We start from the raw sequence: 22948 nt of genomic DNA, 5'->3' as shown, positions 1-22948 counted from the left end.
AAAACAGTAACCATCGCGTTGCCTAAAACTAACATCTGATTAACCATTCATTGTCACTTACCCTACAAACCCATATTGGTTGGACCACTTTTACAAAACGCCATAGCAGATGAGCGCAGACTCACCGCGGCGCTGAGCGGTCCCCCAGGAGACAGGCAATGGAACTCTGGCAACAGAATTACGACCCGGCAGGCAACCTCTGGCTCTCCAGCCTGATTGCCGCGCTGCCCATCCTCTTTTTCTTTTTCGCGCTGATTAAGCTCAAGCTGAAAGGCTACCTGGCGGCGACCATCACCGTCGCCATCGCGCTGCTGGTGGCGCTGTTCTTCTACCGCATGCCAGTCGACCGGGCTTTCGCCTCGGTGATTTATGGCTTCTTCTACGGCCTGTGGCCGATAGCCTGGATAATCATCGCGGCGGTCTTCGTCTATAAAATTTCCGTGAAGACCGGGCAGTTCGACATCATCCGGTCATCAATACTCTCGATCACACCGGACCAGCGCTTGCAGATGCTGATCGTTGGCTTCTCCTTCGGGGCGTTTCTGGAAGGGGCGGCGGGATTTGGCGCGCCGGTGGCGATTACCGCCGCCTTGCTGGTCGGGCTTGGCTTTAACCCGCTCTACGCGGCAGGCCTGTGCCTTATCGTTAACACCGCGCCCGTTGCCTTTGGCGCAATGGGCATTCCGATTCTGGTGGCAGGCCAGGTAACCGGCATCGACAGCTTTGCCATCGGCCAGATGGTGGGCCGTCAACTGCCGTTCCTGACCATTATCGTGCTCTTCTGGATCATGGCGATTATGGACGGCTGGCGCGGCGTAAAAGAGACGTGGCCGGCGGTGCTGGTGGCGGGCGGTTCGTTCGCTATCGCCCAGTATTTAAGCTCGAACTTTATCGGCCCGGAGCTGCCGGACATCATCTCCTCGCTGGTGTCGCTGGTCTGTCTGACGCTGTTTTTGAAACGCTGGCAGCCGGTGCGCATCTTCCGCTTTGGCGATGTGGGCGCGTCGATGGTCGACCAGACGCTGGCGCGTAAAAATTACACGCCAGGCCAGGTGGTGCGCGCCTGGACGCCGTTCCTGTTCCTCACCGCCACGGTCACGCTCTGGAGCGTGCCGCCGTTTAAGGCGCTGTTCGCGAAGAATGGCCCGCTGGCGGACTGGGTCTTTAACGTCGCTGTGCCGCATCTCGACAAGCTGGTGGCGCGCATGCCGCCGGTGGTGGCGGAAGCCACGCCGTACCCGGCGGTCTACAAATTCGACTGGTTCTCCGCCACCGGCACCGCCATTCTCGTCGCCGCGATAATCTCTATCATCTGGCTGCGGATGAAGCCGAAAGCGGCGGTGGAGACCTTCACCCAGACGTTAAGAGAGCTGGCGCTACCCATCTACTCCATCGGCATGGTGCTCGCCTTCGCCTTTATCTCTAACTACTCCGGGCTGTCGTCAACGCTTGCGCTGGCGCTCGCCCACACCGGCAGCGCGTTCCCGTTCTTCTCGCCGTTCCTCGGCTGGCTCGGCGTTTTCCTGACCGGCTCGGATACCTCGTCGAACGCGCTGTTCGCCGCTCTTCAGGCCACCGCCGCTCAGCAGATAGGCGTGTCGGATATTCTGATGGTGGCGGCCAACACCACCGGCGGCGTGACCGGCAAGATGATTTCGCCGCAGTCCATCGCCATCGCCTGCGCGGCGGTGGGACTGGTGGGCAAAGAATCTGACCTGTTCCGTTTTACCGTGAAGCACAGCCTGATCTTCACCTGCATGGTGGGCCTTATCACCACGCTTCAGGCCTATGTCTTCACCTGGATGATCCCATGACGACCATGACAAAGCGCCTCGCCGACCACCTGGTGGAGCGCATCCGCACTTTTATCCGCGACCGGGGACTGGAGTCGGGCATGCGTTTGCCCGCCGAGCGCAAGTTCGCCGCCGAGCTTGGCGTATCGCGCAATTCCCTGCGCGAGGCGATACAACTTCTTATCCGCGAAGGGCTGCTCGTCAGCCGTCGCGGCGGCGGCACCTTTTTGCGCTACCAGCTGGAACCCTGGTCGGAACAGCGCATCGTGCAGCCTATCCGCAGCCTGCTGGCGGACGACCCCGGCTACCGCTACGACATTTTAGAGGCGCGTCACGCCATTGAGGCCAGCACCGCCTGGCACGCGGCCCTTCGCGCCACCCCCGCGGATAAAGAGAAGCTGCAAATTTGCTTTGACGCGACGCTGAAGTTTACCGAGCAGGATGACCCGGACCTCGCCGCCCAGGCGGATGTGCGCTTCCATCTGGCGATTGCCGAAGCGTCGCACAATATCGTGCTGCTACAGACCATGCGCGGTTTCTTCGACCTGCTGCAATCCTCTGTCATGGAGAGCCGTCAGCGGATGTACCTGCAGCCGCCGATTTTCTCGCAGCTCACTGAACAGCACCGCGAAATGCTGGACGCGATTCTGGCAGGCGACGCCGAGCGGGCGCGCAAAGCGGTGATGCAACACCTCGGTTTTGTTCATTCCACCATTAAACAACTTGATGAAGATGTCGCCCGCCAGGCGCGCGTGACCCGCCTGCCCGACGACCTGCTCACACTTTCCAGGGAGAAAAAATCATGATTATTTCAGCGGCAAGTGACTACCGGGCCGCGGCGCAGCGCAAGCTGCCGCCTTTTCTGTTCCACTATATCGACGGCGGCGCTTACGCTGAATATACCCTGCGTCGTAATGTGGAAGACCTTTCGCAGGTGGCGCTGCGCCAGCGCGTGCTGAAGAACATGTCTGATTTAAGCCTTGAGACAACGCTCTTTAACGAGACGCTCTCTATGCCGGTGGCGCTCGCCCCCGTCGGGCTGTGCGGCATGTACGCCCGTCGCGGCGAAGTGCAGGCGGCGCGCGCGGCGGCGGCGAAGGGCATTCCCTTTACCCTTTCCACCGTTTCCGTCTGCCCGATTGAAGAGGTCGCGCCCGCCATTAATCGCCCGATGTGGTTCCAGCTCTATGTGCTGCGCGACCGGGGTTTTATGCGCAACGCCCTGGAGCGCGCCAAAGCGGCGGGCTGTTCGACGCTGGTCTTTACCGTGGATATGCCGACCCCTGGCGCACGCTATCGCGACGCCCACTCCGGCATGAGCGGCGCCAACGCCGCCCTGCGCCGTTACTGGCAGGCGGTAACGCACCCGCGATGGGCCTGGGATGTGGGGCTGCACGGCCGCCCGCACGATCTCGGCAATATCTCCACCTATCTTGGCAAACCGACCGGGCTTGAAGATTACATCGGCTGGCTTTCGAACAACTTCGACCCGTCTATCTCCTGGAAAGACCTGGAGTGGATCCGCGAATTCTGGGACGGTCCGATGGTGATTAAAGGCATCCTCGACCCGGAAGACGCCCGCGACGCGGTACGCTTCGGCGCCGACGGCATTGTGGTCTCCAACCACGGCGGCCGCCAGCTCGACGGCGTGCTCTCTTCCGCGCGCGCCCTGCCCGCCATCGCCGACGCGGTGAAAGGCGACATTGCTATTCTCGCCGACAGCGGCATTCGCAACGGGCTGGACGTGGTGCGCATGATTGCGCTCGGCGCCGACAGCGTGCTGCTGGGTCGCGCCTACCTTTACGCCCTCGCCACGCACGGCGAGAAAGGGGTCGCTAATTTGCTAAATCTGATTGAAAAAGAGATGCGGGTGGCGATGACGCTGACCGGCGCGAAATCTGTCAAAGAGATCACGCGCGAGTCGCTGGTGCCGGCGCCGGAGTTCACCTCCGTGCTGGCGGAGTTGCCTGCGACCAGCGCGCAGACGAAACGGCATAACGCGGCGTAAGCGCCTTTAACGGCGGGTGGCGCTGTGCTTACCCGCCCTGCGGAAACAGGACTGCAAGGGTGAAGCATCCTCGGTGACGCTCACGCTTCACCTTAAAATCGGCTGAAATTGCGGCGACAGTGGTTAGCCTGCGATAAAACGGCAAGCCTCATGATGTAAAACTAACCACCCTGACAGCAACTTACCCTCTGCCCCACAACCTGCGCGAAAAGCTTTCTATCTTGCCGCTAAGACGCCGCTTCTGCATGGTTTTCGCCCAGCTGGCGGAAAGCCCGGCGGCGCTCAGCAACCGATGGTACTGCTCATCGTCGAATGGGGTGTGCCAGGCGATGGCGGCGGCCTCTTTTACTGAAACGCCGCTTACGCGCGAAACTAACGCCAGCGGCGCGTCGGCGGCGACCTTGCCTTCTGCAATTACCCGGTAAAGCCAGCCGCAGCGCGTCTTCTCCTGCATCAGACCGGAAAGGTCGCCGATGCCGGAGTGAAAATTCACTTTGAAGCAGGGCGAGCGCGGCTGGGTGACCTGAATCAGCGCGTCGCCCCACTGAAAGATATCGCCAATAAAGACATTCGCTTCCGTAAGCCCGACGGTGGAGAGGTTTTCGCCAAAAGCGGGAGCGACAAACCACGACGCCTGCTCGGGAAACTCTCGCGTCCACTGTTCATAATGCTCGCGCGGATAGTGACACAGCGCCCGGTCCGGCCCGCCGTGGATCTTTTTCTCTGCCTGTTGGTCGCCCACCAGCCCGCGGTCGGTCAGGGATAATTCACCCTCCACCTGCACTTTGCCGATAGCGCTGGGCCGCGAGCCTTCATACTCACGCACCTTGCCGATAAAAACGGTTACGGGATACTGCATTCGCGCCTCCTTATGCGGATATAAAAAAAGCGAGCCATCAGGCTCGCTTTTTAGCGGTCATTTTGCAATCTTATTTCTGAGAAGCGAAACGCTCAGCCGCTTCGTCCCAGTTCACCACGTTCCAGAACTCTTTGATGTAGTCCGGACGACGGTTCTGGAATTTCAGGTAGTAAGCGTGCTCCCACACGTCCAGGCCCAGGATCGGGTAGCCGGAAGCGCCGGAGATAGCTTCGCCCATCAGTGGAGAATCCTGGTTAGCGGTGGAAACCACGGCCAGCTTATCGCCCTGCTTAACCAGCCACGCCCAGCCGGAACCGAAACGGGTAGCCGCCGCTTTTTCGAACTCTTCTTTGAATTTCTCAACGGAGCCGAAGTCGCGCTCGATAGCCGCTTTCAGGTCGCCCTGCAGGGTGGTGCCTTTTTTCAGGCCTTTCCAGAACAGGCTGTGGTTAGCGTGGCCGCCTGCGTTGTTGCGCAGAACGGTTTTCTTGTCCGCCGGCACCTGATCCAGTTTGGTGATCAGCTCTTCAACCGGCAGGTTAGCGAATTCCGGCAGGCTTTCCAGCGCCGCGTTGGCGTTGTTAACGTAAGTCTGATGATGTTTGGTGTGATGGATTTCCATCGTCTGCTTGTCGAAATGCGGTTCCAGGGCGTCGTAAGCATACGGCAGGGAAGGCAGTGTATAGCTCATAATCATCTCCATTTATTGTCGGGCGGCAGAGGGGTGTTAACGCCGCGTAAGCAGTGGGTTCATTATAGTTAATTAAGTGATATTGAAAATGTTTATCAATGCCGCAGTTTTAATAAGGTTATAAATTTTCTTTCTAATGCCTGGAATAGACGCAGCGCAGCGTAAATCACTTGTCTGTGCAACGCGCCGTTTACCCGCGTGAAGCGGGGCTTGCAGCCCTTCCTGTGATGTCGCGCGTCCTTCTTCCTTTTTCGCAAAACATCTAATATCGCCCACGCATCGCTTTCATTTAAATGAAACGAAGTGTGAAGCAGCGCGCCGCGCCGGGCTTTATGACGCTTTATTAAGAGAAACGCCGAACTGCTGGCGCCATACGCGGGGCGTTACGCCCGTCTCACGCGTAAACACCACCGAGAAGTAATTGCTGTCTTCGAAGCCGCAACGCGAGGCGATCTCGCTAATCAGCATCTCGGTATGGCGCAGCAGATATTGCGCCTGGCAGATGCGCAGCTGACGCAGGTACTGGCTGATGGTCATACCGGTCTGCTGGCGGAAAAGCTGGCGCAGCGGCCGCTCCGACGCCTGGTGACGCTCGCAAAAACGCGCCAGGTCAAAATCCGTTTCCAGGCTTTTACCGAGCGCGGCGATAAGCAGATCGAGCGTTTCCCCCTGCTCCGTCGCCGCGTCGTCGGCGGGCTGATAACGGTGGCGGCGCAGCGTGATGCAAAGCTGCAAAAAGAGGCTCTCCGCCAGACACTGCGACAGCGCATCGGGCTTCACGCTCTCATGCTCCAGCTGGTTGATGAGCTGGCGCGCCTGCGCCATCCCCTGACTTCCCAGCCGCCAGCGCGCTTCGCAGCCGCGCGGCGGTTGCAGAAGCTCCGCCCAGTCCACGTTGAGGCGCAGCCGCTCGGGGCAATAGATGATGTTATGCAGCACCAGGTCGTTCACCGCCTGATAGCTGTGGCGGTCTTCGGCGCGAATGTAAAAGAGATCGCCGCAGGTGATGCGCCAGGGCCGGTCGTTAAGCACGTGCAGGCCATTGCCGCGCCACACCAGCACCAGTTCGCAAAAGTCATGGGAATGCTCGGCGAAGACATTTTGCGGATAGCGGTCCGCCACCGCGACGGCCTGGGCGGCGGTGGCGAAAAAGTCATCTTTTTTGAGGATTAACTGGTCGGCCACAACACGCCCCTGGAAGCTAAATAGTCAGAAAGTATCGACGTTTTTGGCGCGTAAGAGGGTGATTTGTCTCGCGTTACTGAAACGGGCAGTCGCGCCCGAGACGAATTTCGCGCGGCGACCAGCAAAACTCGCGCTTAAACAGCGTAGAGAAATGGTTGCTGTCGCCAAAGCCGCACTGGTAAGCAATATCGGTCACGCTCTCCTCGCTGTGGCGCAGCAGATGGCGCGCTTTAATCAGCCGCAGGCGGTTCAGGTAACGCTGCGGCGTCAGACCGGTTTGCTGCTTCAGTTGCCGGTGCAGCGTTCTGAGGGAGAAGCTGAATTTGTCGGCAAGCTGCTCCCAGCACACCTCCTCGGCGAAATGGTCTTCAAGCCAGGCGATCATCTGGTTAAGCCGTTCGTCAGCCTTGCCGCAGTGCTCCGCCAGGCTGCTTTTACGCAACAAAATCAGCAACTGCATAAAGAGGATTTCGCGGTTAGCGATGGCGGGGGTATCGGCGGCTTCGCCCAGCGCTTCTATCTGTTCGATAAGCCCGCGCACCTGCTGCAACACCTGCTGGCCCACCCGCCAGTGAGAGGCGTAGTTGCCGTCCTGCTCCTGCGGCAGCAGCCGCTCCAGCCCGGCGATAAACGAAAACGCGTCCGGCGCGCGGTAAAGCACGTTCGTCAGACAGAGGTTCTCGGTGTGCTCGAAAAGGTGCCGGTCGTGGTCGCGCACAAAGCAGACGGAGCCGCCGCTCAGCGTATAGGGCTGGCCGTTGAAAATGTGAGTGCCGGTGCCGTGCTCGACAATTACGATTTCCCAGAAGTCGTGATGATGTTCTGGAAACGCCGCCTGCGGCAGCCGCGGCTCAATCGCTACCGTGGCATTACCCGACGGGAAAAAATCAGCGCCGTACAAGACCGTCATGTTCGCCTCCTTCGCACCAGAAAGTAGCGTGATAGTAGTTAACCGCCCGTCGCCTCACCTTAAATTTCCGACGGGAAAACGCGCAAACTGCGCACGTTTTTTAAGAAACGACAGGAAAGATCCAGAAATGCGGCGAAGCTCACAGGGCCGTGCTTGGCCCTGTAAACGCTGAACTGTGAAATCCCTCACGTTTACCTTTGTTCTGTTGCCAGCCGCGGTTTAGCGCTGTCAGTAGCGTGAAGGTAACGGGCTGCGCGCCTTTTTAGACTGCGGGTAACGATTCAGACAAGGATACCCGCCATGACTCTTCGCCATAGCGTTGCCGTTGACCTGGGCGCCTCCAGCGGCCGCGTGATGCTGGCGCGTTACGACAGCGCGACCCGCGACCTGCAACTGCGCGAAATCCACCGTTTCACTAACAGCCTTAAGCCTCTTGAAGGCTTTGCTACCTGGGACGTGGATGCGCTGGAGGGCGAGATACGTATTGGGTTGCAGAAAGCCTGTGATGAAGCAAACGCTATCGACAGCATCGGCATCGACACCTGGGGCGTGGATTTCGTCTTGCTGGATAAAGCGGGCAACCGCGTCGGGCTGCCGGTTTCCTATCGCGATAGCCGCACGGAAGGGGTAATGCTGCGGGCATGCGCAGAACTGGGCCGCGAAGCTATCTATCGCCGCACCGGCATTCAGTTTCTGCCGTTCAACACGCTCTATCAGCTGCGCGCGCTCGCCGACCAGCAGCCGGAACTGCTGGCGCAGGTCGAACATGCTCTGCTGATGCCCGATTACCTCTGCTACCGCCTTACCGGCGAACTGAACTGGGAATACACCAACGCCACCACCACGCAACTGATCAACATTCACACCGGCGCCTGGGATGAAACGCTGCTGGCGTGGGCGAGCGTGCCGACGCGCTGGTTTGGCGCGCCCACCCATCCGGGCAACGTTATCGGCCGCTGGGTTTGCCGTGATGGTCGGTCTGTGCCGGTGATTTCCGTCGCCACCCACGATACCGCTAGCGCGGTTATCGCCGCGCCTTTGCAGGATAGCGACGCCGCCTGGCTCTCCTCCGGCACCTGGTCGCTGATGGGTTTTGAGAGCAACACCCCGTACGCCAGCGAGCAGGCGCTGGCCGCCAACGTCACCAACGAAGGCGGCGCGCAAGGGCGCTACCGCGTGCTGAAAAACATTATGGGGCTGTGGCTGTTGCAACGCGTAACCAAAGAACAAAACGTGAGCGACCTGCCGGGGCTTATCCAGCAGGCGCAGCAGCTTCCCGCCTGTCGGTTTGTGATTAACCCCAACGACGACCGCTTTATCAATCCACAGAGCATGAGCGATGAAATTCAGGCCGCCTGCCGGGAAAGCGGCCAGCCCGTCCCGCAAAGCGCGGCGGAGCTGGCGCGCTGCATCTTCGACAGCCTGGCGCTGCTGTATGCGCAGGTCTTGCAGGAACTGGCGCAGCTTCGCGGCAAGCCCTTTACCCGTCTGCATATCGTGGGCGGCGGCAGCCAGAACCGTTTTTTAAATCAGCTTTGCGCCGACGCCTGCGGCATCCCGGTCGCCGCCGGGCCGGTGGAAGCCTCCACCCTTGGCAACATCGGCTGCCAGCTGATGGCGCTTGATGAGATAGCGGACGTGGACGATTTCCGCCGGCTCATCGTCGCCAGCCACCCGCAGGAGGCGTTTCTTCCCCGCACAGACAGCGAAATTGCCCGCTTCGTTGCGCAGTTTCAGCACAACCCAAAAACACGTAAGGAGCTTTGCGCATGACCACTCACATTCATCAGGCCTGGGAACTGGCGAAACAGCGCTTCGCCGCCGTCGGGGTTGACGCCGACGAGGCGCTGCGCCAGCTCGACCGCCTGCCGGTCTCCATGCACTGCTGGCAAGGCGATGACGTCGCCGGGTTTGAGAACCCGCAGGGCGGGCTGACCGGCGGCATTCAGGCCACCGGCAACTACCCGGGCAGAGCGCGCAACGCCGATGAACTGCGCGCCGACCTCGAACAGGCGATGCGTCTGATCCCGGGGCCGAAGCGCCTTAATCTGCACGCTATTTATCGGGAAGCCGACGCCCCGGTGGCGCGCAACGAGATCAAGCCGCAGCACTTTGAAAACTGGGTCGCATGGGCGAGAAAACAGCAGCTGGGGCTCGACTTCAACCCCTCCTGCTTTTCGCACCCGCTGAGCGCCGACGGCTTTACCCTTTCGCACGCCAACCCGGAAATCCGTCAGTTCTGGATTGAGCACTGCCAGGCGAGCCGCCGCGTTTCCGCGTATTTCGGCGAGCAGCTCGGCACCCCGTCGGTGATGAATATCTGGATCCCGGACGGCATGAAGGATATGCCGGTGGACCGTCTGGCGCCGCGTCAACGCTTGCTGTCGGCGCTGGATGAGGTAATTAGCGAAAAGCTTAACCCGGCGCACCATATTGACGCCGTGGAGAGCAAGCTGTTCGGCATCGGCGCGGAAAGCTATACCGTCGGCTCCAACGAGTTCTGTCTGGGTTACGCCGCCAGCCGCCAGACCGCACTTTGCCTGGATGCCGGGCACTTCCACCCGACTGAAGTTATCTCCGACAAAATCTCCAGCGCGATGCTCTATGTGCCGCGCCTGCTTTTGCACGTCAGCCGCCCGGTGCGCTGGGACAGCGATCACGTCGTGCTGCTGGATGACGAAACCCAGGCCATCGCCAGCGAAATTATCCGCCACGACCTCTTCGACCGCGTGCACATCGGCCTGGATTTCTTCGACGCCTCCATCAACCGCATCGCCGCCTGGGTGATTGGCACCCGCAACATGAAAAAAGCGCTGCTGCGCGCGCTACTGGAACCCACCGCCCTGTTGCGCCAGCTGGAGCGGGAAGGCGACTACACCGGCCGCCTGGCGCTGCTGGAAGAGCAAAAATCGCTGCCCTGGCAGGCGGTCTGGGAGATGTACTGCCAGCAGCACGACGCCCCGGCCGACGCCGCCTGGCTTACCGCCGTCCGTCACTATGAACAACACGTCTTAAGCAAGCGCTAAGGAGCACTCATGCAACGCATTCTTTCTTCCTGGTTCGTACAGGGTATGGTGAAAGCCACCAGCGATATGTGGCTGAAGGGCTGGGACGAGCGTAACGGCGGCAACGTGAGCCTGCGCCTGGACGCCGCCGACGTGGAGCCTTATCGCAACGAGTTTTACCCGCAGCCGCGCTGCGTGGAGCTGAGCGACCCCCGCACGGAGCTGGCGGGCTGCTGGTTCCTGGTCACCGGCTCGGGGAAATTTTTCCGTAACGTGCAGCTCGACCCGGCGGACACGCTGGTGCTGCTGCAAATCACCGACGACGGCATGGCCTATCACATCCACTGGGGGCTGACCAACGGCGGCCTGCCGACCTCGGAGCTCGCTTCGCACTTCCAGTCGCACGCGGTGCGCAAGGCGGTTTCCGGCGGCAAAGACCGGGTGATCATGCACTGCCACGCCACCAACCTTATCGCCCTGAGTTTCGTGCTGGAGCTTAATGAAGCACGCTTCACCCGCATGCTGTGGGAAGGCAGCACCGAGTGCCTGGTGGTCTTCCCCGACGGCGTCGGCATCGTGCCGTGGATGGTGCCGGGCACCGACGGCATCGGCACCGCCACCTCGGAACAGATGAAAACCCACACGCTAGTGCTGTGGCCGCACCACGGCATTTTCGGCACCGGCCCGACGCTGGATGACGCCTTCGGCCTTATCGACACCGCGGAAAAGTCAGCGGAAATCCTGGTCAAAGTCATCGCTATGGGGGGTATGAAACAGACCATTACCCGTGAAGAATTAATTGCGCTGGGGGAACGTTTCGGCGTTACCCCGCATGCCGGCGCCATTGCACTTTAAATAACAACATCGCCCGACGCTCAGGTCGCCTTATGGCGGCCTGCAGCGATCGTGAAACCTCTCTACCTGCAAACTGCGTCACTACGTGGAGTACAAGCAAATGAAAATAAAAGCGATTTTAGGTTGTACACTCACCGTTGCCACTCTGGCGTTGTCCGGTTCCGCCCTGGCCGAAGTGAAAATCGCCCTGGTGGCGAAATCGCTCGGCAACGGGTTTTTCGAAGCAGCGAACGTAGGGGCTCAGGAAGCCGCTAAAGAGCTGGGAGATGTAAAAGTCATTTACACCGGCCCTACCACCACCACCGCCGAAGCGCAGATCGAGGTGCTCAACGGGCTAATCGCCCAGGGCGTGGACGCGATCGCCATCTCCGCCAACGATCCCGACGCCGTGGTGCCGGTGCTGAAAAAAGCGATGCAGCGCGGCATTAAGGTCGTCTCCTGGGATTCCGGCGTGGCGAAAGAGGGCCGCCAGATCCACCTCAACCCCTCCAACAACGCGCTGATTGGCGAAACCAACGTCAGGCTCGCCGCCGACGCGCTGAAAGCGCTGAATGTCGAAAAAGGCGACGTGGCGATTTTAAGCGCCACCCCCACCTCGACTAACCAGAACACCTGGATTGCCGAGATGAAAAAGGTGCTGCCGAACTACCCGTCGGTCAACCTGGTGACGGTGGCCTATGGCGACGACCTTTCTGATAAAAGCTACCGCGAAGCGGTGGGGTTGCTGAAGTCTTACCCCAACCTGAAAGTGATCGTCTCTCCCTCCTCGGTGGGGATTGTGGCGGCGGCGCAGGCGGTGAAAGACCAGGGCAAAATCGGCCAGGTCTACGTGACGGGCCTGGGGCTGCCGTCTGAAATGGCCGGGGCGGTGAAATCGGGCGCGTCGAAAAGCTTCGCCATCTGGAACCCTATCGATCTGGGCTATGCGGCGACCTATCTGGCGGACGACCTGGTGAAAGGGTCGGCGACCAAAACCGAAGCGAGCATGGGCAAGCTCGGCAAAGTGAAGCTCGATGCCGAAGGCAACGGGGCGATGGCGGAGCCGTTCGTCTACGATGCCAGCAATATTGATAAGTTCTCGAAGATTTTCTGAGTCGGTACGGCCGAACAAGGCCACTGAACGGTGGGTGGCGCGTCGCTTACCCACCCTGCAATCTCCTGACCGTAGACGCACTGGCGAACAACGCCGCTGCTACGGTCGCTCAGAAAAAAGGAGCATCAGCATGACGGCATCCACCCCTCTGCTGTCGCTTAAGGGCATCACCAAGGTTTTCCCTGGGGTGCGTGCGCTTGAGAACGTACAGCTCGATCTCTGGCCCGGTCGCGTGACGGCGCTGATTGGCGAAAACGGCGCGGGCAAATCCACGCTGGTCAAAGTGATGACCGGCATTTACCAGCCGGACGCGGGCGAACTGCTCTACAAAGCGATTCCCATCAGCCTGCCCAACCCGGAAGCGGCGCACAAGGTCGGCATCACCGCCATCCATCAGGAAACGGTGCTGTTTGACGAACTCACCGTGACGGAGAACATTTTCGTCGGCCACTACCTGTATCGCGGGCTATTTAAAAAGCTCGACTGGGCCGCCATGCACCAGCAGGCGCGCGATATCCTGCGGCGCCTTGAGGTGAATATCGACCCGCGCGCGGTGCTGAAAACCTTAAGCATCGCCCAGCGGCATATGGTGGCGATTGCCCGGACGCTCTCTTTCGACGCGCAGGTGGTGATTCTGGATGAGCCCACCGCCGCCCTCTCCCAGCATGAGATCCTGGAGTTTTATCAGATTGTCGAGCGCCTGAAGCAGGAAGGCAAAGCCATCCTGTTTATCTCGCACAAGTTCGATGAAATTTTCGAACTGGCGGACCACTACACCATTCTGCGCGACGGCGCGTTTGTCAGCGCAGGCGACATTGCCGGCATCACCGAAGAGAAAATGGTGGCGATGATGGTAGGGCGCGCCATCACGCAAACCTACCCGAAAGTGGCCTGCGAACCGGGCGAAACGGTGCTGGAGGTCAAAGACCTTTGCCATCCGACGGAGTTTGCCCATATCAGCTTTTCGCTGCGCAAAGGCGAAATCCTCGGCTTCTACGGGCTGGTGGGCGCCGGACGCACCGAGCTTATGCAGGCGCTGTGCGGGGTGACGCGCCCTGCCAGCGGCGAAATCATCCTTAACGGCAAAACGGCGCAGTTCCGCCAGCCGGCGGACGCCATCGAAGCGGGCATTGTCTACGTGCCGGAAGAGCGCCAGAAACAGGGGGCGATTATCGAGCTGCCTATCAGCCAGAACATTAGCCTGCCGCAGCTTAAGCGGCTGAACCCCAACGGCATTCTGCATGACGACCGCGAGTGGCAGCTTGCCGAAGAGTACGCTCGCCGCTTGCAGGTTAAAGCCTTCAGCTGGCGTCAGCCGGTGGAGACGCTCTCTGGCGGCAACCAGCAAAAGGTGGTCATTGGCAAATGGCTCGCCACCCAGCCCACCGTCATCATTCTGGATGAGCCCACCAAAGGCATCGACATCGGCTCCAAAGCCGCGGTGCATCAGTTTATGTCGGAGCTGGTAAGCCAGGGGCTGGCGGTGATTATGGTCTCGTCCGAGCTGCCGGAAGTGATGGGCATGGCGGACCGCATCATCGTGATGCACGAAGGGCTGATGGCGGCGGAATACGGCGCGGGCAAAGCCACCGCCGAGAACATTGTCAGCGCCGCCAGCGGCGCGGGTCAGGAGGCGGCATGATGATGCAGAAATTACTCAGGCACCGCGAGGCGCTGCTCGGGCTGGTGATTGTGCTGATGCTGCTGGTCATCGGCAGCCGCGTGCCGTCGTTTTTGCGCCCGGCGAACCTGCTGGAGATGTTTAACGACACCGCCATTCTGATAATCCTCGCCCTCGGGCAGATGATGGTGCTGCTCACCAAAGGCATCGATCTCTCGATGGCCGCCAACCTGGCGCTCACCGGCATGATCGTCGCCCTGCTGAATTTCCACTATCCGGCTATCCCGGTCTGGGCTTTGCTGCTGCTCGCTACCGGGCTTGGCTTAATGATGGGGATAATCAACGGCCTGCTGGTCTGGAAGCTCGGCATTCCGGCGATTGTGGTAACGCTCGGCACCATGAGCATTTATCGCGGGATTATCTTTCTGCTCTCCGACGGCGGCTGGATCAACGCTCACCAGATGAGCCCGGATTTTCTCGGCCTGCCACGCACGCCGGTGCTGGGGCTGCCGCTGCTGGGCTGGTGCGCTATCGCCGCGCTCATTCTGGTGAGCTATTTCCTGCGCTACAGCCGCACCGGGCGGGCGCTTTACACCGCAGGCGGCAACGCCACGGCGGCCTACTATACCGGCATTAACGCCGGGAAAATGCAGTTCGTCAGCTTTTGCCTTTCCGGCGCGCTGGCGGGGTTCTGCGGCTATCTGTGGATCTCACGCTTCGCCGTCGCCTATGTGGATGTGGCGAACGGCTTTGAGTTGCAGGTGGTCGCCGCCTGCGTCATCGGCGGCATCAGCACCATGGGCGGCATCGGCCGGGTGATGGGCTGCCTGTTCGGCGCGTTGTTCCTTGGCGTAATTAACAACGCGCTGCCGGTAATCGGCGTCTCGCCTTTCTGGCAGATGGCCATCTCAGGCCTGGTGATTGTTATCGCTGTCTTGCTCAACGAGCGCAGCAATAAACGCAAAGGACGGCTCATCCTGCGCGACGTCGCGCTTTCTCGTCAAAAAGAGGCGGTGAAACCATGAGTAAGATCCTTATCTCTGCGCCGACGGCTTCCCCTGCCGCCGCGCCGTCATTCTTTCGCCGCCTGCTGGGGTGGGAGGGTTTTCTGCTGGCGGTAACGCTGCTGGTTTTTATCGGTAACGCGCTGGCGTCGCCCTACTTTCTTAATATCTGGAACCTCTCCGACGCCACCTTCAACTTCACCGAAAAGGCGATCATCGTGCTGCCGATGGCGATGCTGATTATCGCGCGCGAAATTGACCTTTCCGTCGCGTCCACCATGGCGCTCAGCTCCACGGTGATGGGCTTTTGCGCCCAGGCGGGCATGGACACGCTGCTGCTGGTCGGCGTGGGGCTTGCCGTGGGGTTGCTGTGCGGGCTGTTTAACGGCGTGCTGGTGACGCGCTTTAACCTCTCGTCGATTGTCATCACCATCGGCACCATGAGTCTGTATCGCGGCATTACGTACATTCTGCTGGGCGACCAGGCGCTGAACCACTACCCGGAGAGCTTCGCCTGGTTCGGCCAGGGGTATCTCTGGGGCGCGCTGTCGTTTGAATTTGCGCTCTTCCTGTTGCTGGCCGCCGTTTTCTGGTTCCTGCTGCATAAAACCAACTTTGGCCGCCGCACCTACGCCATCGGCAACAACCCGACCGGCGCCTGGTTTTCCGGCATTAACGTCAAGCGCCATAACCTTATCCTCTTCGCGCTGGTGGGGCTGATGGCCGGGCTTGCGGCGGTGCTGTTGACATCACGGCTCGGCAGCACGCGCCCGACCATCGCGCTCGGCTGGGAGCTTAGCGTGGTGACCATGGCGGTGCTGGGCGGCGTCAATATTCTTGGCGGCTCGGGCAGCATGGGGGGCGTGATTATCGCCGCCTTCCTGATGGGGCTTTTGACCTTTGGCCTGAGCCTGCTCAACGTGCCGGGCATTGTGATGTCGATTATCGTCGGCCTGATGCTGATTGCGGTGATAACGCTGCCGATCATCACCCGCCGCCTGATAGCGCGAAGACGCATTTAACTCCTCACCCGGCCAGTGCGGCAAGCGTAAGGCGGGTCAGCGAAGCGCCACCCGCCTTTAACCCAGGGGCGCAGGGAGAGGGGAACCGATTTCCCAAAATCAACGTTAAGGAGAAGTATCATGAGCTTTATGCTGGCGTTACCGAAAATCAGCCTGCATGGCGCAGGCGCTATTGGCGACATGGTGAAACTGGTGGCGGGCAAGTCGTGGGGCAAGGCGCTAATTGTCACCGACGGGCACCTGGTGAAACTGGGCCTGCTGGATAGCCTTTTCGCCGCGCTGGATGCGCATCAACTCTCTTATGAACTGTTCGACGCGGTTTTCCCCAACCCCACCGAGGCGCTGGTGCAGCAGGGTTACGACGCTTACCGGAACGCCGAATGCGATTACCTGATAGCCTTTGGCGGCGGCAGCCCGATAGACACCGCCAAGGCGATTAAAATTCTGACCGCCAACCCCGGCCCTTCAACGAATTATTCCGGCATCGGCAAAGTGACCCATGCCGGCGTGCCGCTGGTCGCCATCAACACCACGGCGGGCACCGCCGCCGAAATGACCAGCAACGCGGTAATCATCAATGCCGAACGCCAGGTAAAAGAGGTGATTATCGACCCGAACATTATTCCCGATATCGCCGTGGATGACGCAAGCGTCATGCTGGATATTCCCGCCGCGGTAACCGCCGCCACCGGCATGGACGCGCTGACCCATGCAGTGGAGGCGTATGTTTCCGTGGGCGCGCACCCGTTGACCGACGCCAACGCGCTGGAAGCGATTCGCCTGATTAGCCAGTGGCTGCCGAAAGCGGTGGATGACGGTCATAACCTCGAAGCGCGTGAAATGATGGCCTACGGCCAGTATCTGGCGGGCATGGCCTTTAACAGCGCGGGCTTAGGGCTGGTGCACGCGCTGGCCCACCAGCCTGGCGCGACGCATAACCTGCCGCACGGCGTCTGCAATGCCATCCTGCTGCCTGTCATCGAAAACTTTAACCGCCCGAGCGCGGTGGCGCGCTTCGCCCGCGTGGCGCAGGCGATGGGCGTCAATATCCAGGGCATGAGCGACGAGCAGGCGAGCCAGCAGGCGATTGCCGCTATTCGCGCCCTTTCCGCCCGCGTCGGCATCCCTTCCGGCTTCAGTAAGCTTGGCGTGACCAAAGCGGATATCGAAGGCTGGCTTGATAAGGCGCTGGCGGACCCGTGCGCGCCCTGTAACCCACGCCGCGCGACCCGCGAAGAGGTGCGCGAGCTTTATCTGGAGGCGTTATGATCCGCAAAGCGTTTGTCATGCAGGTCAACCCCGGCGCTCATGAAGAGTATCAGCGCCGCCACTCGCCCATCTGGCCGGAGCTGGAGGCGGTGCTTAAACAGCACGGCGCGCATCACTACGCGATTTACCTCGACGCTGAGCGCAACCTGCTGTTCGCCACCGTGGAAATCGAGAGCGAAGCGCGCTGGAACGCCGTGGCGGATACCGACGTCTGCCAGCGCTGGTGGAAACATATGCGGGAGATTATGCCAGCCAACCCGGACAACAGTCCGGTCAGCCGGGAGCTGAAAGAGGTGTTTTACCTGGAGTGAGACGCAAAAAGCCCGCTGATGCGGGCTTTTTATTGCGGATGCGGCCTTTATGCCCCTAAGTGACTGAGCACATCCTGGGAATGATGCAAGACGCGAATAATAACGATAGCTTCCGGTTGCGGGGTAAAAAACAGAACATGGCTGGCGCAAACCTGAGAATAGATTCCAGAACCCAATTCCTTTCGTCTGATGCCATTTGATATCGGGCCACATTCTCAAACATGGTCGACAGACGCTTTATATAGCTGTCGGCTTGCGCCACGCCAGAGCGCTCAAAACCGTATAACCCTATGGCTGCCATGTCTTTATGCGCTTTTGGCGTTAATTTAATCCGCTTCTTCATTATTACGCCGAACCCTGGCTTTAAGATAATCAAGGAAAGCATCCTGCTTCCATTCCTGTGGTTCGCCGCTGTTTACGCCTTCAGCAAGCTGCTCGCGAAGTTGAGCAAGACGAGAACCAGCCTGCTTTTCACGCAATAAACGCAATGAATCCCGAATCACCTCACTTTGGGTACGATAATCTCCCGCGGCAATCAGCGATTCGACAAAATCACGCAACTCATCGCCTAAATCTACCGTCATGGTGCGCGCCATATATGCCACCTTTTGTAAGAATTATTCTTACAAATAGTATCGCTTGCTGAATTTCTGTGCAACGTCGCGATGAGCAATAAGCCCGCTGATGCGGGCTGGTTGCGCTTTACTAACGCCTTACGCCTTCACCGTCTCTTTTAACGCCACCCCTGGCCGGTGGTTTGAGAGGGTAAACGCGGAAACGACCGTGATCCCAAGCACGATGCTGCCGAGAATCAGATAGGTGTCCTGGAAACCTATCCGGTCATACATATTGCCGGCGAAGGCGGAGAGGAAAATCGCCGCCATTTGCTTGGCGAACTGGAAGCCAATCAGGTAGATGGTGGCCGACAGGCGGGTGTCGAACACGCCAGTAATATACTTAAACGCGCCCACCAGCAGGAACGGCACCTCGAGCGCGTGCAGCATCTTCAGCGCGATAACTTCATAAACGGTGGTGGCGAACGCCGAGCCTATGATGCGCGTCGCCATAATGGCGCCTGCGATCAGCAGCGTGTTTTTCGCGCCGATGCGGTTAATTATCCATGGCGAGCAGAACATGATGATGGCGTTGCACATCTCGCCCGCCGTCGTGGCGAAGCCGAACGCCTGGGTTCCCGCCTGCGGCGTGGGAAAGAACGATTTAAAAAAGGTGGCGAACTGCTGGTCGAAAACGTCGTATACGCAGGCCACGCCTATCACATACAGAATAAACATCCACAGCTTCGGCAGGCGAAACAGGCCCAGCGCCATCTTCGCCGTCACCTGCGGCTGGTTGGCGCCGAGCGCGTTCATCACCTGGGCGTTAGGGTTGGCGCGCGGACGGGCGATAAGCAGCAGCGCCATCAGGATGAGCGCCGCGCCGGAGCCCATCCAGAAGACCATCGCCGGGTTGACGTTAAACAGCATGCCCGCCGTCGAGGCGCACAGCCCCCAGCCAAGGCAGCCGAACATGCGCGCTTTGCCGTACTCAAACGCGCTGCTGCGACTCACGCGCTCGATATACGCCTCAATCGCCCCGGCGCCGGCGGAGAAACAAAAGCCGATGTACAGTCCGCCCGCCAGCGCGCCGAGCCAGATATTCGCCTTCAGCAGCGGCCCAAACACCCACAGGAAGAAAGGCGCGAACAGCACCAGCAAGGTGGTGATAATCCACAACAGGTGTTTTTTCAGCCCCAGCTTGTCGGAAATCACGCCCAGCACCGGCTGAAAGGCGATAGCGAACAGCGACATGCAGGAGAAGACAATGCCGGTATCGGTTTTATTCAGGCCAATGACGTCCGAAAGCCAGATGGGCAGGAACGGAAAGCAGGTGGCCATAATGAAAAAATAGAAAAAGAAAAAGAGGCCGAAGATCCAGAAATTAGGGTTGTTTTTGTAGGTACAGGCGGTTGTCGTCATTATCGTTATCCTCGAAAGGCACACCATCACGGCGCCGCGCGGGCGGCGCCTCCACCATCACACGCGTTCAAAAGCAATCAGAATGGCGCTTTCCGGGTCGAGCACCGGCAGCTGCAACCCTGCCTGCGCCAGCCATTCCCCCGTCGCGCTCAGCGGCTCGTTCATCCAGCCTGGCAGCTTGCGCATGGTATGTCCTCCTTCGCCGGTAATAGCGATATTCGGGTGATCCACCAGCCGCACCTGATAACGCGCGTCCGGCGCAAGCCCCGGCACGCGAAGCGCGCCCGGCAGGGTGTAATCCGGCATCGTCAACTGGCTGACCAGGAACAGCCCCTGTCGCTTGTCCTGACTGACCACGCCCTGCGCCTGGGTGGACGCCTCCGGCATCTCCACGCGCCACAGGTCGCCGGTATGGATAAGCTCGCGCCACTGTTTATAAAGCGCAGCGTAGCGCTGGTAGCCCGCCTGCTCTTCGGCATCCGCCGTGACCGGGTCCAGCTCCAGCCCCATATGGCCGAACAGCGCGGTAAGGCCGCGAAATTCAATGCTGTGCTGGCGGAAGGTCGCATGGCAGCGGCGGTTGCCGATGTGCGCGCCCATCACCTCCGGCGGGAAGAAATAGCTCATGCCGCGCTGAATGGCGCTGCGCTCCAGTGCATCGTTGTTATCCGAGGCCCAGAAGCGGTGGCTGCGGGCCAGCACTTCGTAATCGATGCGTCCGCCGCCGGAGGCGCAGGACTCAAACTCGATATGCGGGAAGCGGTTGCGCAGCGTATCAAGCAGGCGGTAGAACTGGCGCGTCTGCGCATCCGCCGCCGCCCGGCCCTCGTGCCCCGGCTGCACCAGCTCGCGGTTCATATCCCATTTCACATAATCCACCGGGTGCTCGCCGAGCAGCCAGCTCATGCGCGCCAGCAGGTAGTCAAACGCGTCGGGGATGTTCAGGTTGAGCACCCACTGGTGGCGTCCGGTGGTTTTCGGGTAGCCCGGCAGCGCCAGCACCCAGTCCGGGTGCGCCCGGTAAAGGTCGGAATCAGGGTTTATCATCTCCGGCTCTACCCAGATGCCGAACTCCATACCCAGCGCTTTAACGTGGTTGATCACCGGCATTAGCCCGTTCGGGTATTTCTGCTCGTCGAGATACCAGTCGCCAAGCGCCGCGTGGTCGTCGTTGCGGCCTTTAAACCAGCCGTCGTCGATGATAAAGCGCTCTACGCCAAGCGACGCGGCCTGGGTCGCCATCTGCATGATGTATTCAGGCTGATGATCGAAGTAAATCCCCTCCCAGGTGTTGAGGTGCACCGGGCGCGGCTTGCTGTCAGGAAAGCGAATAACTTCGTCGCGCAGAAAACGGTGGAACTGCTGGCTCATGCCGTTCAGCCCGTGCGTCGAGTGGCTGGCGTAAAGCCACGGCGTGTGCAGGGTTTCGCCCTCTTCCAGCGCGATTTCGCCCGGCAGATAGAGCGCTTCGGCCTGCAGGTAGCGGCGGCCGTCGGTTTTCACTTCGCACTTCAGCCGGTGGTTGCCGCTCCAGCCGAGATGCACGCCCCACACCTCGCCGTGCTGCTCGCCGAAGCTCTGCGTCCCGGCGATCAGCGCCGGGAAATGCTCGTGAGAGGTGCGCCCGCGTCGGTTTTCCAGCACGAAACCGTCGTGGCTTAGCGTGACGCGGTGCGGCTGGAACTCGCGGATCCAGCGGCCATGAAAGGCCATCACCTCAAAGGCGCGCTCCGCTACCGGCAGCGTGACGGCGAACCGGTTAACTTGCCAGGCGCCGGCGCGCAGGTTGGTCAGGCCGTGACGCACTTTCAGCACGCCGCTTGTCGTCAGCGTCAGTTCGCTTTGCAGCCGCAGGCCTGCGCTGGCGTCTTCACTGAAAATTATCAGCGTCTCGCCCTGCTGGCGGACCTCCACGGTGGCGAACACCGGCGAGCCATCCAGCCCGTTGCGGTGCCCTTCAATGCCCGGCGAGCCGAAAAGCCCGTGGCCCAGCTCCGCCATCAGCGTGACGGGCGAATCGACGTCAAGACGCCCGTTAGCCACCGGACGCAACAAACTGTCGCAATCCTGCGGCGAAAAGTGGGCAAGATGCGGCCCCCAGTAAACAATTTCTGCAAACGGCTGCGTTTTAACAACAATATCGGTAACGGCGCTGGTCAGGCGGTGGAAGTTCGTTTCCATAAAGCATCTCCGGGTTCAGGTATGCTTTTACTGTTGATCCGAAACGTTTCGGGTGCCAACCAAAACGTTTCGGATATGTGATCGCGTCGGGGTTTTACGGGTTAACGCCGTATGAACTCATGCCGGAGCATGCAGGGTGGAGCCGGGAAGGAAATCGGGCTGCCAGAGCACCTGGAGCCGTTCTGGCGGCTCGCCGGCGATAAGGCGCTGGACCATATCGGCTATCTGGCGGCCAACGCCTTCGCGGGTAGACTGGATAACCGCTGCTACGTCGGTTTCCACAATGCTGTCCGGCGGCAGGCCGTCGTAAACCACCAGCGAAACCGCGTTCTCGCCATGCAGGCGGTTGCGCGTTTGCAGCGCCATCGCCGCGCCGTCGCCGAGCGAGTTGCAGTCGGTGATGATAGCCGTGGGCGGCGCAGGCAGCGCCAGCAGATCGAGCGTGGCTTTATAGCCCGCGCGACGGGTGGGCGGCAGCATTCGCAGCCCGCTTTCATCGAGCTGACGGCTTCGCAGAGCGTCGCGCCAGCCTTCACGGCGCTGGGTGATAAAAGCCTGGGTGTTATTTTCGCCAAGCATGGCGATGCGCCGGTGGCCAAGGGACATCAACCGCTGCGTGGCCTGATAAGTGCCGGCATAGTTGTCGAAATCAAACCAGGCGTAAGGACGGGAAAGCCGACTGCGGCCCAGCGCTAAAAAGGGGAAGTGGGCTGACTGGAGCTCCTGCAAACGCGGGTCGTCATCCAGCGTGTGCGCCACGATAAGCGCGTCCACGCGGCGGCTTTGCACCAGCCGCATATAGCTGTGGCTGTCAGCGAGGTCGTCATCGGCGATAAGCAGCAAATCCACTTCGTGCTGCGCCAGCTCGCGGCTTATCTCCCCCACCATCTCCATGAAGACGCTGTTATTAAGCGGCGCCGGATGCACCGGAAAAACCAGCCCCACGGCGTCGATTTTGCCCATCTTCAGGCGTCGGGCGAAGGTGTTGGGCCGGTAGCCGCGCCGCTGCGCCTCAGCCTCCACACGGCCCCGGGTCTCTTTTGAGACATCGTCATAGCCGTTCAGCGCGCGGCTGACGGTGGTTACAGAAAGTCCGAGTTCTTTGGCGATGGCTTTAAGCGACATACGATTGCGCGTCCGTGATGAAAACCCGGTTAGTTTCGCC

The 22948-nt window shown here is 60.3% G+C and carries 21 protein-coding genes; 12 read left to right on the top strand and 9 right to left on the bottom strand.

What is annotated here, in order from left to right; translation table 11 throughout:
- Positions 1-158: 158 nt before the first annotated feature.
- Genes lldP through lldD form a run of 3 tightly spaced genes read left to right on the top strand, consistent with a single transcriptional unit; the run spans position 159 to position 3801 of the window.
- Positions 159-1814: an L-lactate permease gene (gene lldP / locus ACU4F7_RS00475; RefSeq protein WP_029590133.1), complete on the top strand. Its 1656-nt coding sequence runs from the start codon at positions 159-161 to the stop codon at positions 1812-1814.
- Positions 1811-2599: a transcriptional regulator LldR gene (gene lldR, locus ACU4F7_RS00470; protein WP_481637817.1), complete on the top strand. Its 789-nt coding sequence runs from the start codon at positions 1811-1813 to the stop codon at positions 2597-2599. The genes lldP and lldR overlap by 4 nt, the downstream gene beginning before the upstream one ends.
- Positions 2596-3801, top strand: coding sequence for an FMN-dependent L-lactate dehydrogenase LldD (gene lldD, locus ACU4F7_RS00465; protein ID WP_481637816.1), 1206 nt, complete (start codon positions 2596-2598; stop codon positions 3799-3801). The genes lldR and lldD overlap by 4 nt, the downstream gene beginning before the upstream one ends.
- Positions 3802-3982: 181 nt before the next feature.
- On the opposite strand, the gene yiiM is transcribed toward lldD, so the two are convergent.
- The 4 genes from yiiM to rhaS (ACU4F7_RS00445) form a co-directional block, all read right to left on the bottom strand.
- Positions 3983-4660, bottom strand: a complete 678-nt coding sequence (gene yiiM / locus ACU4F7_RS00460) for a 6-hydroxyaminopurine reductase (protein WP_481637815.1) — start codon at positions 4658-4660, stop codon at positions 3983-3985.
- A 70-nt stretch (positions 4661-4730) separates the two neighbouring features.
- Positions 4731-5351 carry a superoxide dismutase [Mn] gene (gene sodA, locus ACU4F7_RS00455; RefSeq protein ID WP_024556751.1) on the bottom strand — a complete coding sequence of 207 codons (621 nt, stop codon included), beginning with the start codon at positions 5349-5351 and terminating at the stop codon, positions 4731-4733.
- Between the two features lie 330 nt (positions 5352-5681).
- Positions 5682-6536, bottom strand: a complete 855-nt coding sequence (gene rhaR / locus ACU4F7_RS00450; RefSeq protein WP_029590129.1) for an HTH-type transcriptional activator RhaR — start codon at positions 6534-6536, stop codon at positions 5682-5684.
- A gap of 73 nt (positions 6537-6609) precedes the next feature.
- Positions 6610-7446, bottom strand: a complete 837-nt coding sequence (gene rhaS, locus ACU4F7_RS00445) for an HTH-type transcriptional activator RhaS (protein WP_029590128.1) — start codon at positions 7444-7446, stop codon at positions 6610-6612.
- Positions 7447-7746: 300 nt separating this feature from the next.
- Here rhaS (ACU4F7_RS00445) and rhaB point away from each other — a divergent pair, with 300 nt between their 5' ends.
- From rhaB to rhaM, 9 genes are all read left to right on the top strand, one after another.
- A complete protein-coding gene (gene rhaB, locus ACU4F7_RS00440) occupies positions 7747-9219 on the top strand; it encodes a rhamnulokinase (RefSeq protein ID WP_481637814.1) in 1473 nt (490 codons plus the stop codon).
- Positions 9216-10472: an L-rhamnose isomerase gene (locus ACU4F7_RS00435; RefSeq protein WP_481637813.1), complete on the top strand. Its 1257-nt coding sequence runs from the start codon at positions 9216-9218 to the stop codon at positions 10470-10472. Before rhaB ends, ACU4F7_RS00435 begins: the two co-directional genes overlap by 4 nt.
- A 9-nt stretch (positions 10473-10481) precedes the next feature.
- On the top strand, positions 10482-11306 hold the full coding sequence (gene rhaD, locus ACU4F7_RS00430) for a rhamnulose-1-phosphate aldolase (protein WP_481637812.1): 825 nt from the start codon (positions 10482-10484) through the stop codon (positions 11304-11306).
- A gap of 100 nt (positions 11307-11406) precedes the next feature.
- Positions 11407-12399 carry a rhamnose ABC transporter substrate-binding protein gene (rhaS, locus tag ACU4F7_RS00425; protein WP_024556757.1) on the top strand — a complete coding sequence of 331 codons (993 nt, stop codon included), beginning with the start codon at positions 11407-11409 and terminating at the stop codon, positions 12397-12399.
- 130 nt (positions 12400-12529) lie between these two features.
- On the top strand, positions 12530-14041 hold the full coding sequence (locus ACU4F7_RS00420; RefSeq protein WP_481637811.1) for a sugar ABC transporter ATP-binding protein: 1512 nt from the start codon (positions 12530-12532) through the stop codon (positions 14039-14041).
- Positions 14041-15045 carry an ABC transporter permease gene (locus ACU4F7_RS00415; protein WP_029590122.1) on the top strand — a complete coding sequence of 335 codons (1005 nt, stop codon included), beginning with the start codon at positions 14041-14043 and terminating at the stop codon, positions 15043-15045. The genes ACU4F7_RS00420 and ACU4F7_RS00415 overlap by 1 nt, the downstream gene beginning before the upstream one ends.
- The gene (locus ACU4F7_RS00410; RefSeq protein WP_481637810.1) at positions 15042-16046 is read left to right on the top strand and encodes an ABC transporter permease; all 1005 of its coding nucleotides are present in this window, start codon (positions 15042-15044) and stop codon (positions 16044-16046) included. Before ACU4F7_RS00415 ends, ACU4F7_RS00410 begins: the two co-directional genes overlap by 4 nt.
- A 120-nt stretch (positions 16047-16166) precedes the next feature.
- A complete protein-coding gene (fucO, locus tag ACU4F7_RS00405; protein ID WP_481637809.1) occupies positions 16167-17315 on the top strand; it encodes a lactaldehyde reductase in 1149 nt (382 codons plus the stop codon).
- Positions 17312-17626 (top strand): L-rhamnose mutarotase, encoded by a 315-nt coding sequence (gene rhaM / locus ACU4F7_RS00400; RefSeq protein WP_029590119.1) that lies wholly within the window; start codon positions 17312-17314, stop codon positions 17624-17626. The genes fucO and rhaM overlap by 4 nt, the downstream gene beginning before the upstream one ends.
- Positions 17627-17681: 55 nt before the next feature.
- Here rhaM and ACU4F7_RS00395 read toward each other — a convergent pair whose 3' ends face one another.
- From ACU4F7_RS00395 to ACU4F7_RS00375, 5 genes are all read right to left on the bottom strand, one after another.
- Positions 17682-17927 carry a hypothetical protein gene (locus ACU4F7_RS00395; protein WP_481638768.1) on the bottom strand — a complete coding sequence of 82 codons (246 nt, stop codon included), beginning with the start codon at positions 17925-17927 and terminating at the stop codon, positions 17682-17684.
- Between the two features lie 25 nt (positions 17928-17952).
- Entirely contained in the window at positions 17953-18222 is a 270-nt protein-coding gene (locus ACU4F7_RS00390; protein ID WP_024556764.1) for a type II toxin-antitoxin system ParD family antitoxin, read from the bottom strand.
- Positions 18223-18339: 117 nt separating this feature from the next.
- A complete protein-coding gene (locus ACU4F7_RS00385; protein ID WP_029590118.1) occupies positions 18340-19602 on the bottom strand; it encodes an MFS transporter in 1263 nt (420 codons plus the stop codon).
- Positions 19603-19659: 57 nt separating this feature from the next.
- The gene (locus tag ACU4F7_RS00380; RefSeq protein ID WP_481637808.1) at positions 19660-21783 is read right to left on the bottom strand and encodes an alpha-galactosidase; all 2124 of its coding nucleotides are present in this window, start codon (positions 21781-21783) and stop codon (positions 19660-19662) included.
- Positions 21784-21900: 117 nt separating this feature from the next.
- Positions 21901-22908 carry a LacI family DNA-binding transcriptional regulator gene (locus ACU4F7_RS00375; protein WP_029590116.1) on the bottom strand — a complete coding sequence of 336 codons (1008 nt, stop codon included), beginning with the start codon at positions 22906-22908 and terminating at the stop codon, positions 21901-21903.
- Positions 22909-22948 lie beyond the last annotated feature (40 nt).

Source organism: Franconibacter pulveris, assembly GCF_056780215.1.
Note: the sequence above shows the minus strand (reverse complement) of the source record. Positions and strands in the feature narration are given on the sequence as shown.

Bases quoted from the DNA above. Each gene is read 5' to 3' on its own strand.
- lldP (WP_029590133.1), top strand. From the start codon at position 159: ATGGAACTCTGGCAACAGAATTACGACCCGGCAGGCAACCTCTGGCTC.
- lldR (WP_481637817.1), top strand. From the start codon at position 1,811: ATGACGACCATGACAAAGCGCCTCGCCGACCACCTGGTGGAGCGCATC.
- lldD (WP_481637816.1), top strand. From the start codon at position 2,596: ATGATTATTTCAGCGGCAAGTGACTACCGGGCCGCGGCGCAGCGCAAG.
- yiiM (WP_481637815.1), bottom strand. From the start codon at position 4,660: ATGCAGTATCCCGTAACCGTTTTTATCGGCAAGGTGCGTGAGTATGAA.
- sodA (WP_024556751.1), bottom strand. From the start codon at position 5,351: ATGAGCTATACACTGCCTTCCCTGCCGTATGCTTACGACGCCCTGGAA.
- rhaS (WP_029590128.1), bottom strand. From the start codon at position 7,446: ATGACGGTCTTGTACGGCGCTGATTTTTTCCCGTCGGGTAATGCCACG.
- rhaB (WP_481637814.1), top strand. From the start codon at position 7,747: ATGACTCTTCGCCATAGCGTTGCCGTTGACCTGGGCGCCTCCAGCGGC.
- ACU4F7_RS00435 (WP_481637813.1), top strand. From the start codon at position 9,216: ATGACCACTCACATTCATCAGGCCTGGGAACTGGCGAAACAGCGCTTC.
- rhaD (WP_481637812.1), top strand. From the start codon at position 10,482: ATGCAACGCATTCTTTCTTCCTGGTTCGTACAGGGTATGGTGAAAGCC.
- rhaS (WP_024556757.1), top strand. From the start codon at position 11,407: ATGAAAATAAAAGCGATTTTAGGTTGTACACTCACCGTTGCCACTCTG.
- ACU4F7_RS00420 (WP_481637811.1), top strand. From the start codon at position 12,530: ATGACGGCATCCACCCCTCTGCTGTCGCTTAAGGGCATCACCAAGGTT.
- ACU4F7_RS00415 (WP_029590122.1), top strand. From the start codon at position 14,041: ATGATGCAGAAATTACTCAGGCACCGCGAGGCGCTGCTCGGGCTGGTG.
- ACU4F7_RS00410 (WP_481637810.1), top strand. From the start codon at position 15,042: ATGAGTAAGATCCTTATCTCTGCGCCGACGGCTTCCCCTGCCGCCGCG.
- fucO (WP_481637809.1), top strand. From the start codon at position 16,167: ATGAGCTTTATGCTGGCGTTACCGAAAATCAGCCTGCATGGCGCAGGC.
- rhaM (WP_029590119.1), top strand. From the start codon at position 17,312: ATGATCCGCAAAGCGTTTGTCATGCAGGTCAACCCCGGCGCTCATGAA.
- ACU4F7_RS00395 (WP_481638768.1), bottom strand. From the start codon at position 17,927: ATGGCAGCCATAGGGTTATACGGTTTTGAGCGCTCTGGCGTGGCGCAA.
- ACU4F7_RS00390 (WP_024556764.1), bottom strand. From the start codon at position 18,222: ATGGCGCGCACCATGACGGTAGATTTAGGCGATGAGTTGCGTGATTTT.
- ACU4F7_RS00385 (WP_029590118.1), bottom strand. From the start codon at position 19,602: ATGACGACAACCGCCTGTACCTACAAAAACAACCCTAATTTCTGGATC.
- ACU4F7_RS00380 (WP_481637808.1), bottom strand. From the start codon at position 21,783: ATGGAAACGAACTTCCACCGCCTGACCAGCGCCGTTACCGATATTGTT.
- ACU4F7_RS00375 (WP_029590116.1), bottom strand. From the start codon at position 22,908: ATGTCGCTTAAAGCCATCGCCAAAGAACTCGGACTTTCTGTAACCACC.